A 16,532-nucleotide genomic window follows, 5' to 3' on the forward strand; every position below is an offset into this window, starting at 1 on the left:
CCCTGGCACATGGTCTCCCGAGAAGGTCAAAACGCTCGTCACCACCGTACGGCAGAGGGCGGCCACGGCGCGCATCGGTACGGCCACGGCCGACCCAACTCGATCGATACATTTACGAATTTAGAAATATCGGTTAAGGTGCGAACGTCGCCGGGCGGCGCCGCGCCCGGCGGCACACCAGCCGAAGCGAAGGACTGTGAGGTGGCCCCGTGCCCGAAGCCGTGATCGTCAGTGCGGTCCGCACCCCCGTCGGAACCGCCAGAAAGGGCACGCTCGCCGCGACCCCCGCCGAGGACCTCGCGGTGCACGTGCTGCGCGAGGCGGTCCGCAGGTCGGGCCTGGCGCCCGAGCGGTTCGACGACGTCATCTTCGGCGAGACGCTCTACGGCGGCGGCGACCTCGCCCGACACGCGGCCGTCGCGGCGGGCATGGCGCACGTGCCGGGCGTCGCGGTGAACCGGCACTGCGCGAGCGGCCTGACCGCGCTCGGCATGGCGGCCGCCGGTATCCGGGCCGGATCGGAGCGCGCCGTCGTGGCGGGCGGCGTGAACTCGTCGTCGCTCGGCCCCGCGCTCTCCTGGCCGGAGCCGCACTCCCCCGAGCGCCGTACCCCGCCGACGTTCCCCTACACCGAGGACGCCAACGACTTCACCGACCTGACCGTAGGCTGGAACGTCGCTCAGAAGTACGGGCTGACCCGCGCGGAGATGGACGCCTGGGCGCTGCGCTCGCACCAGCGGGCCGTCACCGCGACGGCGGTCGGCCTGTTCACCGACGAGATCGCCCCGATCAAGGTGACGCTCCCGGACGGCTCCGTCGTGGAGTTCGCCGCCGACGAGCACCCCAGGGCGACCACCACCCTGGAGAAGATGGCCGCGCTCAAGCCGCTGCGCCCCGACATCGAGGGCTACTCGATCACCGCCGGGAACGCGTGCGGCACCAACGACGGCGCGGCCGCCCTCGCCGTCCTCGCCGACGACCTCGCCGCCGCAGAGGGCATCACCCCGCTCGCGACGATCCTGGCGTGGACGTCGGTCGGCGTCGATCCGAAGTACACGGGCGTCGGCGCGATCGACGCGGCCACCAAGATCCTCGCCAAGACAGGGCTCTCCGTCGCTGACATCGACCTGTGGGAGATCAACGAGGCGTTCGCGTCGGTACCCGTCGCGGCCTGCAAGGTCCTCGGCATCGCGGAGGACAGGGTGAACGTGTACGGCAGCGGATGCAGCCTCGGCCACCCGATCGCCGCGACCGGCGCCCGCATGGTCACCACGCTGGTGCACGAGCTGCGCCGCAGGGGCGGCGGCACCGGCCTGGCCACCCTGTGCGCGGGCGGCGGCCAGGGCGGCGCCCTCGTCGTCCAGGTGCCCTGACCGCGAACCACCCGGCCGCCCGGACGCGATCCGGGCGGCGCCCTGCTCACCCGCCGAGGTACTTCCAGCATGAACATCAGCAAGATCGCGGTCGTCGGCTGCGGCACCATGGGCGGCGGCATCGTCCAGCTCGCCGCCCAGCACGGGCTCGACGTCGTCGGCGTCGAGGCGTCCGAGGCCGGGGTCGCGGCGGCGCGCGCGCGGATCGACGCCGGCCTCGACGACGCCGCCGCGCGCGGCCGGATCACCGCCCAACAGGCCGCGCACGCGCGCACCGCCTACACCCTCACGACCGACCTCACCGAGATCACCAAGGCCGACCTCGTCGTCGAGGCGGTGTACGAGGACGTCGAGCTGAAGCGCGGCCTGCTCGCGGAGATCGACCGGCTGGTCGGCCCCGACACCCTCATCGCGTCCAACACCTCGACCATCCCGCTCGTTGTGCTCGCCGCCGCGACGTCACGCCCGTCGCAGGTGGTCGGGCTGCACTTCTTCAACCCGGTGCCCGCGATGCGGCTGATCGAGGTGATCCGGACGCCCGTCACCGAACAGCCCTGCATCGACGCGCTTACGGCGTTCGCCGAGAGCCTCGGCAAGTCGCCGGTCCTCGTCAACGACGTGCCGGGCTTTGTGGGGAACCTGCTTATCGTCCCCTACCTCTTGGACGCCATCAGGGCGTTCGAGCGCGGCGTGGCCGACATGGAGTCCATCGACGCCGTCATCACACTCGGCTTCAACCACCGGATGGGGCCGTTCCGGCTGAGCGACCTCATCGGCCTCGACATCGTGCACGACATGGCCGCCTCGATGTACGAGGAGTACAGGGATCCGCGCTACTTCCCGCCGCCCCTCCTGAAGCAGTACGTGCGGCTCGGCTGGCTGGGCCGCAAGACCGGGCGGGGCTTCTACACCTATGACGGCTGACGCGCTCTCCCCCGCCCCGCCCGGCGTCGAGGTGCGGGAGTGCTGGGACGACGACCTGCGCTCCGCCGACGTGCTCGGCTTCCCCGGCTACGCGGTGCCCGAGGCGTCCGACGAGTCCGTGCGCACCGCGCTGATCGACCTGCGCGGCGCCCCGGCGGTGTGGATCGACTGCGACTTCCGGCGCTCGGGCGGCACCATGGGCGCCGTCGCGGGGGTGCGGATCGTCAGGGCGTTCGACCGTGCGCGCGCGGCAGGGCTCCCCGTCGCGCAGACGGTGTCGACGGGCGGGGCGCGGCTCCAGGAGGGGATGATCTCCCTGCTGCAGATGCCGCGCACCGTCTCGGCGGCGGCCCGGCACGCGGCGGCGGGCCTGCGCTCGGCCGCCTACCTGCGCTCGCCCACGACGGGCGGGGTGTTCGCCTCGTTCGCCTCCCTCGCCGACCTGCGGGCCGCCCAGCCGGACGCGACCATCGGGTTCGGCGGGCCACGGGTCGTCGCCGAGGTCACCGGGGCCTACCCGCCGCCGTCGTCGCACACCGCCGAGTCGGCGCTCCGCCACGGGACCATCGACGCGATCGTGCCTCCCGAGCGGTGCTGGGACTGGCTCGCGGCAGCCGTAGGGGCGGCGGACGGCTACCGTCTCGTGCCTCCGCCGGGACGGCCCTCCACGCCTGATCCGAGCCCGGCGCGTCCCGACCCCTACGAGCACCTGTTGCGCGCGCGCGGTTCCCGCCGTCCGTCCGGGCTGGAGTGGGCGGCGTGGCTCACCGACTCCTGGGTGGAGATAGGCGGCGCCGACCCTGCGATCCGGGCCGGGGTCGCCGCCTTGGCCGGGCGACGGGTCGTCGTCATCACGATGGACCGCTTCGCCGGACGCACCCCCGGCGCGCCCGGACCCGCCGCCTTCCGGCTCGCCCAGCGCGCCGTCGGGCTCGCGGGACGGCTCGGGCTGCCCGTGCTCACCCTCGTGGACACGCCCGGCGCCGACCCCCGGCCCGACTCCGAGGCGCACGGCGTCGCCGGGGAGATCGCCAGGACGCTGCTGGCGCTCGCCGAACTGCCGTCGCCGAGCGTCTGCCTCGTCGTCGGGGAGGGCGGCAGCGGCGGCGCCATCGCGCTCGCGCACACCGACCGGCTGCTCGTCCTGGACGGCGCGGCCTTCTCCGTCATCGGGCCGGAGGCGGGCGCCGCCGTGCTGTACCGGGACTCCGGCCGCGCCCCCGAACTCACCCGCGCGCTGCGGATCACCCCGCGCGACCTGCTGCGGCTCGGCGTCGCGGACGCGGTGCTGCCCGAGGACGCCGCCGCGGTGCGCGCCGCCGTCGCCGCCGCGCTGGCGCACGCGCGCCCCGGCAGCCGCGACGGCAGGCCGGACGCCGCGACGGCGGCCGCCGTGACCACCCACTGACCACCCCACCCAGAAAGGACACACCAGTGGCCAGAGCAGCCCTGCTCGCGTTCAGCAGCCCGGTGCCGGGACGCACCGAGGAACTGACCGAGTGGTACGACAAGGTCCACATCCCCGACGTGCGCGCCGCGATCCCCGCGATCGACCGTGTCGTGCGCTACCGGATTGTTGAGGAGGTCGAGGAGAGCGCCGGGGAGCCCCGGTTCGTCACCGTGTACGAGATCCCCGACGGGGACGTCGCCGACGCCTCGGCCCGGCTCACCGCGGCGCTCCGGGGCGGCGGCATGGCGCTGTCGCCCGCGCTGGACCTCGCCGACCGACCGCCCGTGATCCAGTGGGCCGTCGCCGAGTCGGCCGAAGGAGACGCGCCGTGAAGCAGCAGCCGAGGAGGACCGGCGACTTCGGCGTCGGCCAGATGATCCATGTCGTGCACATGTCCGACGACGCGCAGGAACTCCGTGAATGGTACGAGCGGGTCTTCGGCGGGTTCGTCTTCATGGGCGTGGACGAGCCCAACTACCTGTCCTGGGAGGACCGTCACGCGACGCTCCTCATGGTCGGCGACCTCTGTGTCGAGACGATGTCGCCGAACAAGCCGGTCAATCCGAAGCTCCCCGTAGGCAAGTTCTTCACGAAGTTCGGAAGGCACCTGCACTCGGTCGGCTACAAGGTGGACGACCTCGTCGGCCTCGCGGAACGCCTCCTGGACGCCGGTGTGTACATCGGCAAGCCCGGAGGCGGCAGGGTCGAGGAGTTCGATCCGGAGACCGCCTACGTCTTCCCCAGCCCGCGCGACACGGCGGGGCTCATGGTCGAGCTGTGCAGGATGGACATGCAGGGCGATCCGCGCAACCTGGAGACGTGGTCGTCGCTGGAGCGGATGTGGCGGTTCCACCCGCTCACCCTGGAGCGCTTCTCCTGCGTCACGCTGGGGGTGCGCGACCTGGAGTCGGCCGTCAAGATCTACGCCGACACGATGCAGGCCGTCCCCGTCAGGGCGGGCTTCGACACCGACCTGGGGGCCAAGTCCGAGATCCTCCGGCTGGGCGACTGCCTGCTCCAGCTCGTCGAGCCGGTCGACCAGGACACCGACCTGGCCCGGCACGTCGCGCGCTGGGGCAACATGATCTACAGCCTGCGCTTCAAGGTGGCCGACCTCGACTCCGCCGAGTCCTGGCTGAACCGCAACGCCGTCCGCACCACCCGCAGCCGGCCTGCCCTGCTCGTCACCGACCCGGCCGACACCTACGGCGCCCCCATGTACTTCACCACCGAAGACCTGGAACTGCCCCCGAACGCCTGACCCTCCCCCACGCGGCCCCCAGCCTCGCCCGGCTGGGGGCCGCCGTCATGCCGTCGGCCCTCGCGGACGTACGCGAGGGCCGTGCTTCGTTCACGCGCGGGCGCGGGTCAGGGCAGGAGGAGGTGGGCGGTGCCGGTGACGAGGCGGTCGCCGGTGTGGCGGTCGGCCCAGACGTCGAGCGTCACGGCGGTGGAGCCGTCCGCGCCGTGGTCGCGGGCCGTGACGACGCCGGAGCAGGTGATCTCGTCGGACTTGAGGGCGGGCACGCGGAAGCGGCATTCCAGACGCGTCACCCGGCCGCCCTCGGGGAGCAGGTCTTCGAGCATGGCGTGCAGCCAGGCCCAGATGAGGTTCCCCATGCCGATCGCGCCGGGGTAGCCGGCCGCCCTGCCCGCCTCGTCGTCCATGTGGATGCCGACGAACTCGTCGTTCACGGCGGCGTAGCGGTTCCACGCCTCCAGGCCCGCCGTCCGGACGTAGGGGGCGAGCCGCGCGCCTTCGGCGAAGGCTTCCGGGTGGGGGGCTGTCGTCGTCATCGAGGGGGCTCCCGGGGTCAGTAGCGGATGAGGGTCATGCGGTGGGACTTGACCTCGTCGCCGTCCTGGTTGGTCCAGGTCGTGACGACGTCGGTCAGGAGCATCGGGCCGAGCCTGCCCGCCCGCTCGGTGTAGCCCGCGATCGCTGATTCGGCCGTGATGACGTCGCCGACGCGCATCGGCACCCCGGTGTAGGACGAGGCGACGCCGCCGTTCAGGGCGCGTCTCAGGGCCGGCGGGGCCACGCCCAGGGTGTGCTCCATCGCGCCGGAGCTGCGGTAGGAGGCGTCGAGCTCGATCTCGGCGCCGGTACCGGACTCCTCGGCACATCCCCAGGCGAAGGGGTTGAAATCCGGTGGGGCGGTCAGGTCGTCCGTCGCGCGGAGGTCGGTGTAGCGCGCGGGCGGCGCCGCCGGGAAGCGGACGGCCGCCGCCCAGCGCCGGATCGCGGACGCGTCGATCGGGTAGGAGGTCTGCCGCCGGTAGGGGCGGCCGACGATCTCCAGCATGTCGGGCCTGATGAGGCCGGGTCCGCCCATGGGCGCGGTCCCTTTCACTCGGGGAAGGCGCGCGGCCTCAGGGGGGGCCGCGCGCCCGGGGGGTCAGGAGTGGTTGAGCTCGTAGAGGCGGCGCCACTCGTGCTTGGAGCGGACCGTCGTGTCCACGTCGGGCGACAGGGCCCGGAGGGCGCCGACGGTGGCCCGCTCCTTGGGGATGTGCGTGAAGGGGTCGATGTCGAAGAACCGGCAGGTGTTCTGCCACGTGATCATGTTGATCTCGTGGTCCGGGACGCCGGAGCCGCGCATCTCGTCCAGCACGAACTCGGGCGCGTTCGGCCAGATCGAGTCCGAGTGCGGGTAGTCGCACTCCCAGGCGATCATCTCGATGCCGATGTCGTGCCGCACCTTCAACGCCGTCGGGTCGGTGACGTAGCAGGCCAGCGAGTGCTCGCGGAAGATGTCGCTCGGGAGCTTGCCGCCGAAGTCGTGGCCCAGCCAGCGCTGGTTCGTGTAGTGCCGGTCGCAGCGGTCCAGGTAGAACGGGATCCAGCCGATCCCGGCCTCCGACCAGGCGATCTTCAGGTCGGGATACTTGCGCATCGCGCCGCCCCACAGCAGGTCCTGCGCGGCGAACGTCGAGACCTGGGTGGCCAGGATGATGAAGTTGTCCACGGGCGCGTCCGGCGCGCCGTTGATGGCGCCGAAGCCCTGCCCGATGTGCAGGCACATGACGACGCCCGTCTCGGAGACGGCGCGGAAGAACGGGTCCCAGTAGTCGAGGTCGTGGTAGCTCGGCAGCCCTTGGATGTGCGGCAACTCCGGCATCGTGACGGCCTTGACGCCCTTGGCCGCTACCCGCCGCACCTCCTTGGCCAGCTCCTCCGGGTTCCAGACGGGGCCGAGCGCGATCGGGATGAACCGGCCAGGGTAGGTCGTCGCCCATTCGTCGATGTGCCAGTCGTTGTACGCCTTCAGCATGATGAGAGCGAGGTCCTTGTCCTGCGCCTCCTGGAAGAACCGCGCGCTGAAGCCCGCGAACGACGGGAAGCACATCGAGGCGAGGATCCCGTTGCGGTTCATGTCCTTGACGCGCTCGTGGATGTCGTAGCTGCCCGGACGCATCTCGGCGTAGGTGGAGGGGTTCAGGCCCCACTCCTCGTTGGGCCAGCCGACCACCGCGTTCAGGCTGCTGGAGACGCTGGGGACGCCCTGGAACCACCACTTCTCGTAGCCGTTCTCGTCCATGATGGACTTGGGCGCCTGGTCCCTGTACCGCTCCGGCACGTGGTTGTCGAACATGTCGCGCGGTTCCACGACATGGTCGTCGATGCTCACCAGGATCAGGTCTTCGACGTTCACTTCCGGGGTTCCTCTCTCGTCCGGTCGGGGATGGGTGCGACGGCGCCGGGGGCCGTCACCACCGGGAGATCTCGGGCACGACCTTGGCGCCGAGCGTCTCCAGCGGGGTGAGGGACGCGACGGCGGGCACGGCGCAGTACACGGTGCTGAATCCGGTGTCGTGCAGGCGGCGCAGCTCCTCCAGGAGCGTGTCGGTGGCGCCGGGCTCGTCGACGGCGACGGGCAGCACCGCGGTGTTCTCGATCTCGCCCGGGTCGCGGCCGATCCGGGCGCAGTGCTCGTGCAGCCGCTCGATCTTCTGGCCCGCGTCGGCGCCGCCGAACACGTTGAAGGCGTCGGCGTACGCGGCGGCCAGGCGCAGCGTGACGCGCTCGCCGCCGCCGCCGACGAGGACCCGCGGCCTGCGCACCGGCGCCGGCGTGTTGAGCGTGCTGGCCAGCCGGTAGTGCTCGCCGACGAACGGCTCGCGGCTCCCGCTCCACATCTGGCGGCAGATCCGGAGCGTCTCCTCAAGCCGGGCGAAGCGCTCGCGCTGCGGCGGGAGCGGCAGGCCGAGACCCTGCGCCTCCTCGTCGTTCCAGCCCGCGCCGACGCCGAGCCACGCCCGGCCGCCGGAGAGCACGTCGAGGGTGGTGACGATCTTGCCGAGCAGGCCGGGGGGCCGGTACGTCGCCGCGGTGACCAGCGTCTGGAGCTCCAGCGTGCGGGTCTGGCCCGCGAGGAAGCCCAGCGCGGTGTACGCCTCCAGCATCGGCTCGTACTCCTCGCCGATCATGCTGATCTGCCAGAGGTGGTCGGTCAGGCTGAGCCTGGTGAATCCGGCGTCCTCGGCGGTCCGCGCGATCCGGCCGAGCGCGCCCGCCATCTGGTGGGGCTCGCCGAACCCGGCGTAGTCGTTGATGTGCAGCGCAAGTCTCATGCGGTCCTCCGGACCGTGCCGCTCCCGGTGCCGGAACACCGAACCGCGATAATTCGATAGGTAAGCATCTATCGCATCATCGCGCAGGGCACTGCCCCAACACAATACAAATCCATCAATCTATTGTGGATCAGGGCAGCACAAAGGTCCGGACGCCGCACTCACGTCCCCCGCTGAGCGGCGTCTAGGCGCGGCTCGGGGCCGCCTTGCGGGACTGGTGGATGGCGAAGGCGTAGAGGGAGGCGCCCAGGAGGGTCATCGCGATGGAGGTGGGATAGCCGAAGGGCGAAGGCATGTAGGTGGCCAGGAACCACGTGTGCTCGGACATGCCTAGGGCTACGAAGACGGTGGCCACGATGCCCTGGGGGAACAGGGCGATCGAGCCGAAGGCGAAGGCCATCCATACGAGCAACTGGCGGGGCGCGGAGAGCGGAACGGCGGCTGCCGTCGGGCGGGCGGGACGGCGGCCGGTGCGCATCATGTGCAGCAGGTCCGGGCCGTGGCTGCGCAGACGGGCCGTCGCCAGGCGGCCGAAGAGCACAAAGCACAGGACGCCGGTGGCCAGGCCGAGCACGACGCCGGGCCAGCCGTGGCGCAGGGCGACGAGGACGGCCGGGACGCAGGTCGCCGAGACGAGCCCGAGCATGAGGTAGGCGAGGCCGGTGAGGCCGCCGTCGTCCTCGGAGGTGCGCAGGGGGTTCCCGGCACGTTTGTGCGGATCGGTGCCCGGCACGAGCCCGTAGACCGAGATCAGCGGGACGAGTCCCGCCGCGCCGCCGAGCAGGGAGAACAGCAGGGCGAGGGCGACGGGCCAGGGACCGCCCGCGATCGCCGTCCCGCCGAGGGTCACCACGGCGGCGACCGGGCCCATCACGAGGAGCCAGGCCCATTGCCGGGCCCGCACCTCGTCGTTGCCCGGCGTCATCAGGGTCAGCCAGAGCACCGTGCCGTCCGTGCCGTAGAGGTTCGACGTCATCGCGGCCGCCATCACCACAAAGATCGGGCCCGCGTAGGGGAGCATGCCGTCCCAGCCGAGAAGCACCGGGCTCGCCCCGAAGCAGACGCCGAACGACAGCGCGAACGCGAGCTGGTGGGCGCGCGCGAGGTCACGGGTCCAGGTGCGCAGCTCCTTCGCCAGGACCGCGCCCGACGCCGTCCGCGCGGCGATCGGCCGGCGCGGCCGCCCGAACGTGCGGGCCGCGCCCGTCCGGCGGGACAGGAGCAGGGCCCACAGGCAGAGCAGCAGGAGGTTGAGACCGGCGAGGGCGACGAGAGCGAGCGGCTCGCCTTGGACCGCGCGCACACCCCACCCGGACGGCACGTACCAGACGATGCCGGGCACCCCGCTCTCCTCGAACAGCGCGAGGAACACCCAGATCTGGCAGAGCCCGGCGAGGAGCGTCCCGTTGAGCACCCCGGCCGCGATCGCGCCCAGCCGGGAACGCAGGGCGAGCCCGAGAAGCCCGGTGGCCACCTTGGACACCAGCACGAACAGCACGAGGGTGAGCAACGCGGCGGGCAGTGAGAGCAGCGCCCCCACAACGCCCTCGCGGATGCCGAAGACCACAAGTCCGAGCAGCGCGACAAGGCTGACCATCGGGGCGAGCCCGGCGAAGGCGGCGGTGAGCAGCCCCGACGCCGTGCGGAGCGGCCGCAGCCCGAGCATCGCGAAGTGCTCGGGCTTCAGCGTCTCGTCGCCGCCGCCCATGGCGACCGGGCCGAGGATCCAGCCCGCCATCCACAGCGCGTAGACGGCGGCGAGCAGGGGCGCGTCCGCCGTCACCGCGACAAAGAGGGTGCCCGCCGCGAGGACGGCGCCCAGGAACACGCCCGAGGCCGCCATCTCGCCCTGGGCGCCCGTCAGCGTGTGCCGCAGGATCGCGACCCGCATCCGGGCCATCGTCAGCTCGACAGCCACGTCAGCTCCCTCGCGACGGTGCCCTCGGCGGCGACGAGCTCCACGAACCTGTCCTCAAGGCCGCGCCCGTCCCGGACGGCGTCCAGCGTGCCCGCCACGGCCACCCGGCCCCCGTCGATGACCGCGACGTGGTCGCACAGCTGCTCGACCAGGGCCATGACGTGGCTGGACAGCACGATCGTGCCGCCGCCCGCGACGAAGCCGCGCAGGATCGTCTTGATCGTCGCGGCGGACACCGGGTCGACCGCCTCGAACGGCTCGTCCAGCACCAGCAGCCGGGGCGCGTGCAGGAGCGCCACGGCCAGGCCGATCTTCTTGCGCATGCCGGTGGAGTACTCGGCGACCAGGGTGCGCTCGGCCTTGTCGAGATCCAGGACCGCGAGCAGATCGGAGGCGCGCGCGTCCACGGTGTCCCGGGGCAGGCGGCGCAGCAGGCCGAGGTAGGTCAGCAACTCGCGGCCGGTCAGCCGCTCGGGGAGCGCGAGCCCGTCGGGCAGCACACCGACGAGCGGCTTGGCGCGCTCCGGGGCCGCCCACACGTCGACGCCGAACATCTCGGCGGTGCCCGCGTCCGGCCGCAGCAGCCCGACCGCCATGGAAAGCGTCGTCGTCTTCCCCGCGCCGTTCTGGCCGACCAGGCCGAAGAAGGCGCCGCGCGGCACCCGGAGGTCAACGCCGTCCACCGCGCGGGTGCTTCCGAAGACCTTGGTCAGGCCGACGAGGCGCAGCGCGGGTTCGTCCACCGAAGGCACGTGTCTTTCCCCCAGAAATCTTGATGATCAATGAGGGAGACTTTCAGGCGTTATGTCCGGTGTCAACGTGGTTGACATCCGTCGGCCGACCACGCTGACGTGCCGGGACGGCGGAGGCCGACCGCCCCACACGGGTGGGCGGCCGGCCTCGCGGGTCCGGAGCGGGACGGATCCCGCGCGGGGTCAGGACAGGTCGAACCGGTCGGCGTCGGCGACCTTGGCCCAGGCGGCGACGAAGTCCGTGACGAACTTGGCCTTGGCGTCGTCGCTGGCGTAGACCTCGGCGAGGGCGCGCAGCTCGGAGTTGGAGCCGAAGACCAGGTCGGCGCGGGTGCCCGTCCAGGTCTGCGCGCCGGACGCGTCACGGGCCTCGAACAGGTTCGCGTCGGACGAGACCGGGGTCCACGTGGTGCCCAGGTCGAGCAGGTTGACGAAGAAGTCGTTCGTCAGGACGCCCGGCCGGTCGGTCAGCACACCGTGCGTGGAGCCGCCGTGGTTGGCGCCCAGGACGCGCAGGCCGCCGACGAGGACGGTCAGCTCGGGCGCGCTCAGGTTCAGCAGGTTCGCCTTGTCGACGAGCAGGAACTCGGCAGGCAGGCGGTTGCCCTTGCCGAGCCAGTTGCGGAACCCGTCGGCCTTCGGCTCCAGGGCCGCGAACGACTCGACGTCGGTCTGCTCCTGGGAGGCGTCCACCCGGCCCGGCGTGAACGGGACCTCAACGTCGAACCCGGCGTCCGCGGCCGCCTTCTCGACGGCGGCGGCGCCCGCGAGCACGATGACGTCGGCCAGCGACACCTTCTTGCCGCCGGTCTGCGCCGCGTTGAACTCGGCCTGGACGCCCTCCAGCGCGCTCAGCACCGTCGCGAGCTGGTCGGGCTCGTTGACCTCCCAGCCGCGCTGCGGCTCAAGCCGGATCCGGGCGCCGTTCGCGCCGCCGCGCTTGTCGCTGCCCCGGAAGGACGAGGCCGACGCCCACGCGGTGGACACGAGCTGCGACACCGTCAGGCCGGACTCCAGCACCCTGGCCTTGAGCGCGGCGACGTCGGCGGCGTCGACGAGCTCGTGGTCGCGGGCCGGAAGCGGGTCCTGCCAGAGCAGCACCTCGCCGGGCACCTCGGGGCCGAGGTACCGGGCGATCGGGCCCAGGTCGCGGTGGGTGAGCTTGTACCAGGCGCGGGCGAACGCGTCGGCGAACTCCTCCGGGTTCTCCAGGAACCGGCGCGAGATCGGCTCGTAGACCGGGTCGAAGCGCAGCGCCAGGTCCGTCGTCAGCATGATCGGCGCGTGGCTCTTGGCCGGGTCGTGCGCGTCCGGAACGGTGCCCGCGCCCGCGCCCTCCTTCGGCCGCCACTGGTTGGCGCCCGCGGGGCTCTGGAACAGCTCCCACTCGTGGCCGAAGAGGATCTCGAAGAAGCTGTTGTCCCACTGGGTGGGCGTGTTCGTCCAGGCGCCCTCAAGGCCGGACGTGATGGTGTCGCCGCCCTTGCCGGTGCCGAAGCTGTTCTTCCAGCCGAAGCCCTGCTCCTCCAGCGGGGCCGCCTCCGGGTCGGGGCCGACGTTGTCGGCGGGGCCCGCGCCGTGCGCCTTGCCGAAGGTGTGGCCGCCCGCCACCAGCGCGACGGTCTCCTCGTCGTTCATCGCCATCCGGCGGAACGTCTCGCGGATGTCGCGGGCCGCGGCCAGCGGGTCCGGGTTGCCGTTCGGGCCCTCGGGGTTGACGTAGATGAGGCCCATCTGGACGGCCGCGAGCGGCTCCTCCAGCTCACGGTCGCCGGTGTAGCGCTCGTCGCCCAGCCACGTCTGCTCCGGGCCCCAGTAGACGTCCTCGTCGGGCTCCCACACGTCGGCGCGGCCGCCCGCGAAACCGAACGTCTTGAAGCCCATCGTCTCCAGCGCGACGTTGCCCGCGAGGATCAGCAGGTCGGCCCAGGACAGCGCCTGGCCGTACTTCTTCTTCACCGGCCACAGCAGACGGCGCGCCTTGTCCAGGTTGCCGTTGTCCGGCCAGCTGTTCAGCGGGGCGAACCGCTGCTGGCCCGCGCCGCCACCGCCGCGGCCGTCGCTGATCCGGTAGGTGCCCGCGCTGTGCCAGGCCATCCGGATCATGAACGGGCCGTAGTGGCCGTAGTCGGCGGGCCACCACTCCTGCGACGACGTCAGGATCTCGGCGACGTCCCGCTTGACGGCGGGCAGGTCGAGGCCCTGGAACGCGGCGGCGTAGTCGAAGTCCTCGCCCAGCGGGTTCGCGACCGCCGGGTTCTTCGCGAGGATCTTCAGGTTGAGCTGGTTCGGCCACCACTGGCGGTTGCCGCCGCCCTCCGTCGGGTGCGCCGCGCGCCCGTGCGCGACGGGGCAGCCACCCGCTTTGGCGTCGGCGACGATCGCGTCATGGTTCTCGGTCATGCGAATCCTTCCGAGGGGATCTTGTGCTCAGGAACTGGGGGTGGCACAGCCGGGGCACAGGCCCCAGTAGATGACCTCGGCCTCGTCGATGGCGAAGCCGCGGTCTTCGGCTGGCGTCAGGCAGGGGGCCCGCCCGACGGCGCAGTCGATGTCGGCGACGGTGCCGCAGGCGCGGCACACGAGGTGGTGGTGGTTGTCCCCGACGCGGCCCTCGTAGCGGGCGGGGCTGCCCGCCGGTTCGAGCCGCCGGACGAGCCCCGCCGCGGCCAGCGCGTGCAGGGCCTCGTACACGGCCTGCGTGGAGATGTGGCCCACCCTTGCGCGCACCCCGGACGCGATCGCCTCGACGTCGAGGTGGTCGCCGTCCCTGACGGTCTCCAGCAGCGCGACGCGGGCGGCCGTCACCCTCAGGCCCGCGCCCCGCAGGTCCGCTGCGGCGCCGCGGGCCCGGGACTCCGATGTCCGGGATGCGGTCATGCCGCCTAACCTACCCCCATAAACACGACTGATACAAGAGAAGGATTAGGCCAACTTTTTCAGCCACTCGCCGTTAGCGCAGGTCAGGGGGTCAGCACGGCGGCTCCGTTCACCTGGTCGGCGGCCAGCGCGGCGAGCGCCCGGTCGGCCTGGTCGAGGGGGTAGGGGGTGGTCGCGATCCGGAGCGGGAGGCGCCCCGCCAGGCGGAGGAACTCGGCGCCGTCGGCCCTGGTGTTGGAGGTGACGGAGGTGATCCGGCGTTCCCGGAAAAGGTCCCTCTGATAGTTCAGGGGCGGGATGTCGGACAGGTGAATCCCCGCTATCGCCAGGGTGCCGCCCCGATCAAGGCGCTCCAGGGCGGGCGGGACCAGCTCGCCCGCCGGGGCGAAGATGATCGCCGAGTCCAGCGGCTCGGGCGACGGGGCGAAGGAGTCGCCCGCCGAGGCGGCGCCCAGCGCCAGGGCCAGCTCGCGGGCCGACTCCGCGCGGGTGAACACGTGCACCCGGGTGCCCCGGGCCAGCGCCACCTGGGCCGCGAGGTGGGCGGACGCGCCGAAGCCCCAGATCCCGAGCCTGCCGCCGGGCGGGACGTCGGCGAGCTTCAGCGCCCGGTAGCCGATGATCCCGGCGCACAGCAGCGGCGCCGCCTCCACGTCGGACAGGCCGTGCGGCAGGTCGTAGACGTAGGCGTCCTCCGCCACCGCGTATTCGGCGTACCCGCCGTGCGCGTCCCACCCGGTGTAGACCGAGCGCGGGCAGAGGTTCTCCGCTCCCCTCCGGCAGTAGGGGCACCGCCCACAGGTGGACCGCAGCCAGGCCACCCCCACCCTGTCGCCCGGAACGTGGAGGGCGCCCTCGCCCGCCGCGACGACCTCCCCGACGATCTCGTGCCCCGGCGTGACCCGGGGCAGGTGGACGGGCAGATCCCCTTCCGCCAGATGCAGATCCGTCCGGCAGACCCCGCACGCCAGCACCCGCACCAACAGCTCCCCGCCTCCGGGCACGGGCAACTCCCGCTCCCCGAACCTCAACGCCTCTCCCCCGGGAGCGCCCGGCTCCGCGACCACCCAGGCCCTCATAACCCCTCCCCGCCCGTCTCCCCCTCCTTTCCCCACGCCCCAGCCCGCCAAAGCCCCGCACGGCGGGTCAGGGGTCTTGGGGTGGTTTGTGGGAAAGGTGGGCGTTTGGGGTAACGGGTGGGGAGTGGCGGCGATGGAAAAGAGGCGACGCAACTTTCAGGAAGCCGACAGATGGCGGGAGGCTCATGGACGGTGTGCGGGCGGCGCTGTATCTGGACTTCGACAACGTGTTCTCCGGGCTGTTCAAGCTCGATCCACGGGCGGCGCTGCGGTTCGCGCGCGATCCGGGCGGGTGGTTGGGGCGGTTGCCGTCGGCGGCGGGAGGTGGACGGCGGAGATGGCTGATCCTGCGGTGCTACCTGAACCCGGGCGGATCCGTCCCCGGACATGACGCGGCGGGCGAACCGGTGCGGCTGTACTTCTCGAAGTTCCGGGCGCCGTTCGTCAGGGCCGGGTTCGAGGTCGTCGACTGCCCGCCGTACAACGCGACGAAGAACGGGGCGGACATCCGGATCGTCATCGACGCGCTCGACGCCCTGCACTCCGGCACCGGCTACGAGGAGTTCGTCATCGCCTCGGGCGACTCCGACATGGCGCCGCTGCTGCAACGGCTGCGGCGGGCGGACCGGCGGACGATGGTCGTCTCGCCCGCGAACGCCGCCGAGGGGTTCACCGCGATCGCCGACCTCTCGCTCGGCAGCCAGCAGTTCCTCGCCCTCCTTGAGGACGACATCGCCGACTACGACGACCCGGACGCCGCCGAGGCCGCCGAGTTCGAGACGGGGCCGCCGCTCGACGGCGCGGCCTCCCCGGACCGGCGCGCGGCGTTCCGCGCGCTCGTCGCCGCCGCCTACGCCGAGGCGACCGGGCCGCTCAACCTGGCGACGCTCGCGCACCGGGCCCGCGCGGAACTCGGTGACTCCGCACAGGTCGCCGACTGGTTCGGCGCCGGTAGCTTCCGGCGCGCCGTACAGAGCCTCGACCTGCCGCATCTGCGGATCTCGCACAACGCGCTCTGGGACGAGTCCCGGCACTCCGCGCCCGCCGCGCCCGGCGCCCAGGCCGTCGCGCTGCCCGAGCCCGTCGAGCGGCTCGCCGAGGCGCAGTCGCTGCCCCGGATCCCGGCCGCCTGGTGGCCGCAGATCTACGCCGCGCTCGCCGAGTACGCCGCCACCCGCTCCTTCAACCTCACCGAGTGCACCAGCTGGACCCGCGACCTGCTCCGCGAGCGCGGCTACGCCGTCAGCCGCAACGTCGTGGGCTTCGTCGTCCACGGCACCGCCTGGGGCGGCCGCTCCCTCGCCGTCTCCCCACCCCCGAACGCCGCCGAGATCGCCGCCGCCTTCACCACCAACATCCTCACCCAGTCCACCAAACTCGACACTCCCCTCACCGACGAAGAAACCCACATCCTCCGCACCTGGCTCAACCCTCAAGAACCGCCACCCCCCTGAACCGCTCACCTGCCTCGCCCGCATCCTCGCCGCCGAAGCGCATCTCTCGTATGCCCCGACACCGACCGGCCTCACCTGACCCTTCGGTGACATCGCCGCTCCGTTCGGTGACACGACCCTGTCCACC

General features: G+C 72.2%; 15 protein-coding genes. 6 read left to right on the forward strand and 9 right to left on the reverse strand.

The genetic code is table 11. The annotated features are described in order from the left end of the window. Positions 1–209 precede the first annotated feature (209 nt). From LO762_RS27815 to LO762_RS27835, 5 genes are all read left to right on the forward strand, one after another. Complete coding sequence (locus LO762_RS27815; RefSeq protein WP_230619083.1) at positions 210–1,373, forward strand: thiolase family protein; 1,164 nt, start codon at positions 210–212, stop codon at positions 1,371–1,373. Between the two features lie 69 nt (positions 1,374–1,442). After that, the gene (locus tag LO762_RS27820) at positions 1,443–2,297 is read left to right on the forward strand and encodes a 3-hydroxyacyl-CoA dehydrogenase family protein (RefSeq protein ID WP_230619084.1); all 855 of its coding nucleotides are present in this window, start codon (positions 1,443–1,445) and stop codon (positions 2,295–2,297) included. Further along, positions 2,287–3,705, forward strand: a complete 1,419-nt coding sequence (locus tag LO762_RS27825; RefSeq protein ID WP_230619086.1) for a carboxyl transferase domain-containing protein — start codon at positions 2,287–2,289, stop codon at positions 3,703–3,705. Before LO762_RS27820 ends, LO762_RS27825 begins: the two co-directional genes overlap by 11 nt. A gap of 26 nt (positions 3,706–3,731) precedes the next feature. After that, the gene (locus LO762_RS27830) at positions 3,732–4,079 is read left to right on the forward strand and encodes a hypothetical protein (protein WP_230619087.1); all 348 of its coding nucleotides are present in this window, start codon (positions 3,732–3,734) and stop codon (positions 4,077–4,079) included. Next, complete coding sequence (locus LO762_RS27835) at positions 4,076–5,008, forward strand: VOC family protein (RefSeq protein WP_230619088.1); 933 nt, start codon at positions 4,076–4,078, stop codon at positions 5,006–5,008. Before LO762_RS27830 ends, LO762_RS27835 begins: the two co-directional genes overlap by 4 nt. A gap of 107 nt (positions 5,009–5,115) precedes the next feature. On the opposite strand, the gene LO762_RS27840 is transcribed toward LO762_RS27835, so the two are convergent. From LO762_RS27840 to LO762_RS27880, 9 genes are all read right to left on the reverse strand, one after another. Next, positions 5,116–5,544, reverse strand: a complete 429-nt coding sequence (locus tag LO762_RS27840) for a MaoC/PaaZ C-terminal domain-containing protein (RefSeq protein WP_230619089.1) — start codon at positions 5,542–5,544, stop codon at positions 5,116–5,118. A 17-nt stretch (positions 5,545–5,561) separates the two neighbouring features. Beyond that, on the reverse strand, positions 5,562–6,083 hold the full coding sequence (locus LO762_RS27845) for a MaoC family dehydratase N-terminal domain-containing protein (protein ID WP_230619090.1): 522 nt from the start codon (positions 6,081–6,083) through the stop codon (positions 5,562–5,564). A gap of 63 nt (positions 6,084–6,146) precedes the next feature. Beyond that, the gene (locus LO762_RS27850; protein WP_230619091.1) at positions 6,147–7,403 is read right to left on the reverse strand and encodes an amidohydrolase family protein; all 1,257 of its coding nucleotides are present in this window, start codon (positions 7,401–7,403) and stop codon (positions 6,147–6,149) included. A 55-nt stretch (positions 7,404–7,458) separates the two neighbouring features. Beyond that, positions 7,459–8,322, reverse strand: coding sequence for an LLM class F420-dependent oxidoreductase (locus LO762_RS27855; protein ID WP_230619092.1), 864 nt, complete (start codon positions 8,320–8,322; stop codon positions 7,459–7,461). A gap of 184 nt (positions 8,323–8,506) precedes the next feature. Continuing rightward, positions 8,507–10,240 carry a hypothetical protein gene (locus LO762_RS27860; protein ID WP_230619093.1) on the reverse strand — a complete coding sequence of 578 codons (1,734 nt, stop codon included), beginning with the start codon at positions 10,238–10,240 and terminating at the stop codon, positions 8,507–8,509. Beyond that, on the reverse strand, positions 10,225–10,992 hold the full coding sequence (locus tag LO762_RS27865) for an ABC transporter ATP-binding protein (protein ID WP_230619094.1): 768 nt from the start codon (positions 10,990–10,992) through the stop codon (positions 10,225–10,227). Before LO762_RS27865 ends, LO762_RS27860 begins: the two co-directional genes overlap by 16 nt. Positions 10,993–11,175: 183 nt before the next feature. Beyond that, positions 11,176–13,395, reverse strand: coding sequence for a catalase/peroxidase HPI (gene katG / locus LO762_RS27870; RefSeq protein ID WP_230619095.1), 2,220 nt, complete (start codon positions 13,393–13,395; stop codon positions 11,176–11,178). Positions 13,396–13,422: 27 nt separating this feature from the next. Continuing rightward, complete coding sequence (locus tag LO762_RS27875; protein ID WP_230619096.1) at positions 13,423–13,872, reverse strand: Fur family transcriptional regulator; 450 nt, start codon at positions 13,870–13,872, stop codon at positions 13,423–13,425. Between the two features lie 83 nt (positions 13,873–13,955). After that, positions 13,956–14,951: a zinc-dependent alcohol dehydrogenase family protein gene (locus tag LO762_RS27880; protein WP_230619097.1), complete on the reverse strand. Its 996-nt coding sequence runs from the start codon at positions 14,949–14,951 to the stop codon at positions 13,956–13,958. A gap of 185 nt (positions 14,952–15,136) precedes the next feature. Here LO762_RS27880 and LO762_RS27885 point away from each other — a divergent pair, with 185 nt between their 5' ends. Continuing rightward, entirely contained in the window at positions 15,137–16,405 is a 1,269-nt protein-coding gene (locus LO762_RS27885; protein WP_230619098.1) for an NYN domain-containing protein, read from the forward strand. The last annotated feature ends 127 nt before the right edge of the window (positions 16,406–16,532 follow it).

The organism is Actinocorallia sp. API 0066 (assembly GCF_020991275.1).
In the GTDB taxonomy this organism is placed as follows: Bacteria; Actinomycetota; Actinomycetes; order Streptosporangiales; family Streptosporangiaceae; genus Actinocorallia.

Coding starts and splice junctions, on each gene's coding strand:
- LO762_RS27820 (WP_230619084.1), top strand. CDS start 1,443: ATGAACATCAGCAAGATCGCGGTCGTCGGCTGCGGCACCATGGGCGGC.
- LO762_RS27825 (WP_230619086.1), top strand. CDS start 2,287: ATGACGGCTGACGCGCTCTCCCCCGCCCCGCCCGGCGTCGAGGTGCGG.
- LO762_RS27840 (WP_230619089.1), bottom strand. CDS start 5,544: ATGACGACGACAGCCCCCCACCCGGAAGCCTTCGCCGAAGGCGCGCGG.
- LO762_RS27845 (WP_230619090.1), bottom strand. CDS start 6,083: ATGGGCGGACCCGGCCTCATCAGGCCCGACATGCTGGAGATCGTCGGC.
- LO762_RS27855 (WP_230619092.1), bottom strand. CDS start 8,322: ATGAGACTTGCGCTGCACATCAACGACTACGCCGGGTTCGGCGAGCCC.
- katG (WP_230619095.1), bottom strand. CDS start 13,395: ATGACCGAGAACCATGACGCGATCGTCGCCGACGCCAAAGCGGGTGGC.
- LO762_RS27875 (WP_230619096.1), bottom strand. CDS start 13,872: ATGACCGCATCCCGGACATCGGAGTCCCGGGCCCGCGGCGCCGCAGCG.
- LO762_RS27880 (WP_230619097.1), bottom strand. CDS start 14,951: ATGAGGGCCTGGGTGGTCGCGGAGCCGGGCGCTCCCGGGGGAGAGGCG.
- LO762_RS27885 (WP_230619098.1), top strand. CDS start 15,137: ATGGACGGTGTGCGGGCGGCGCTGTATCTGGACTTCGACAACGTGTTC.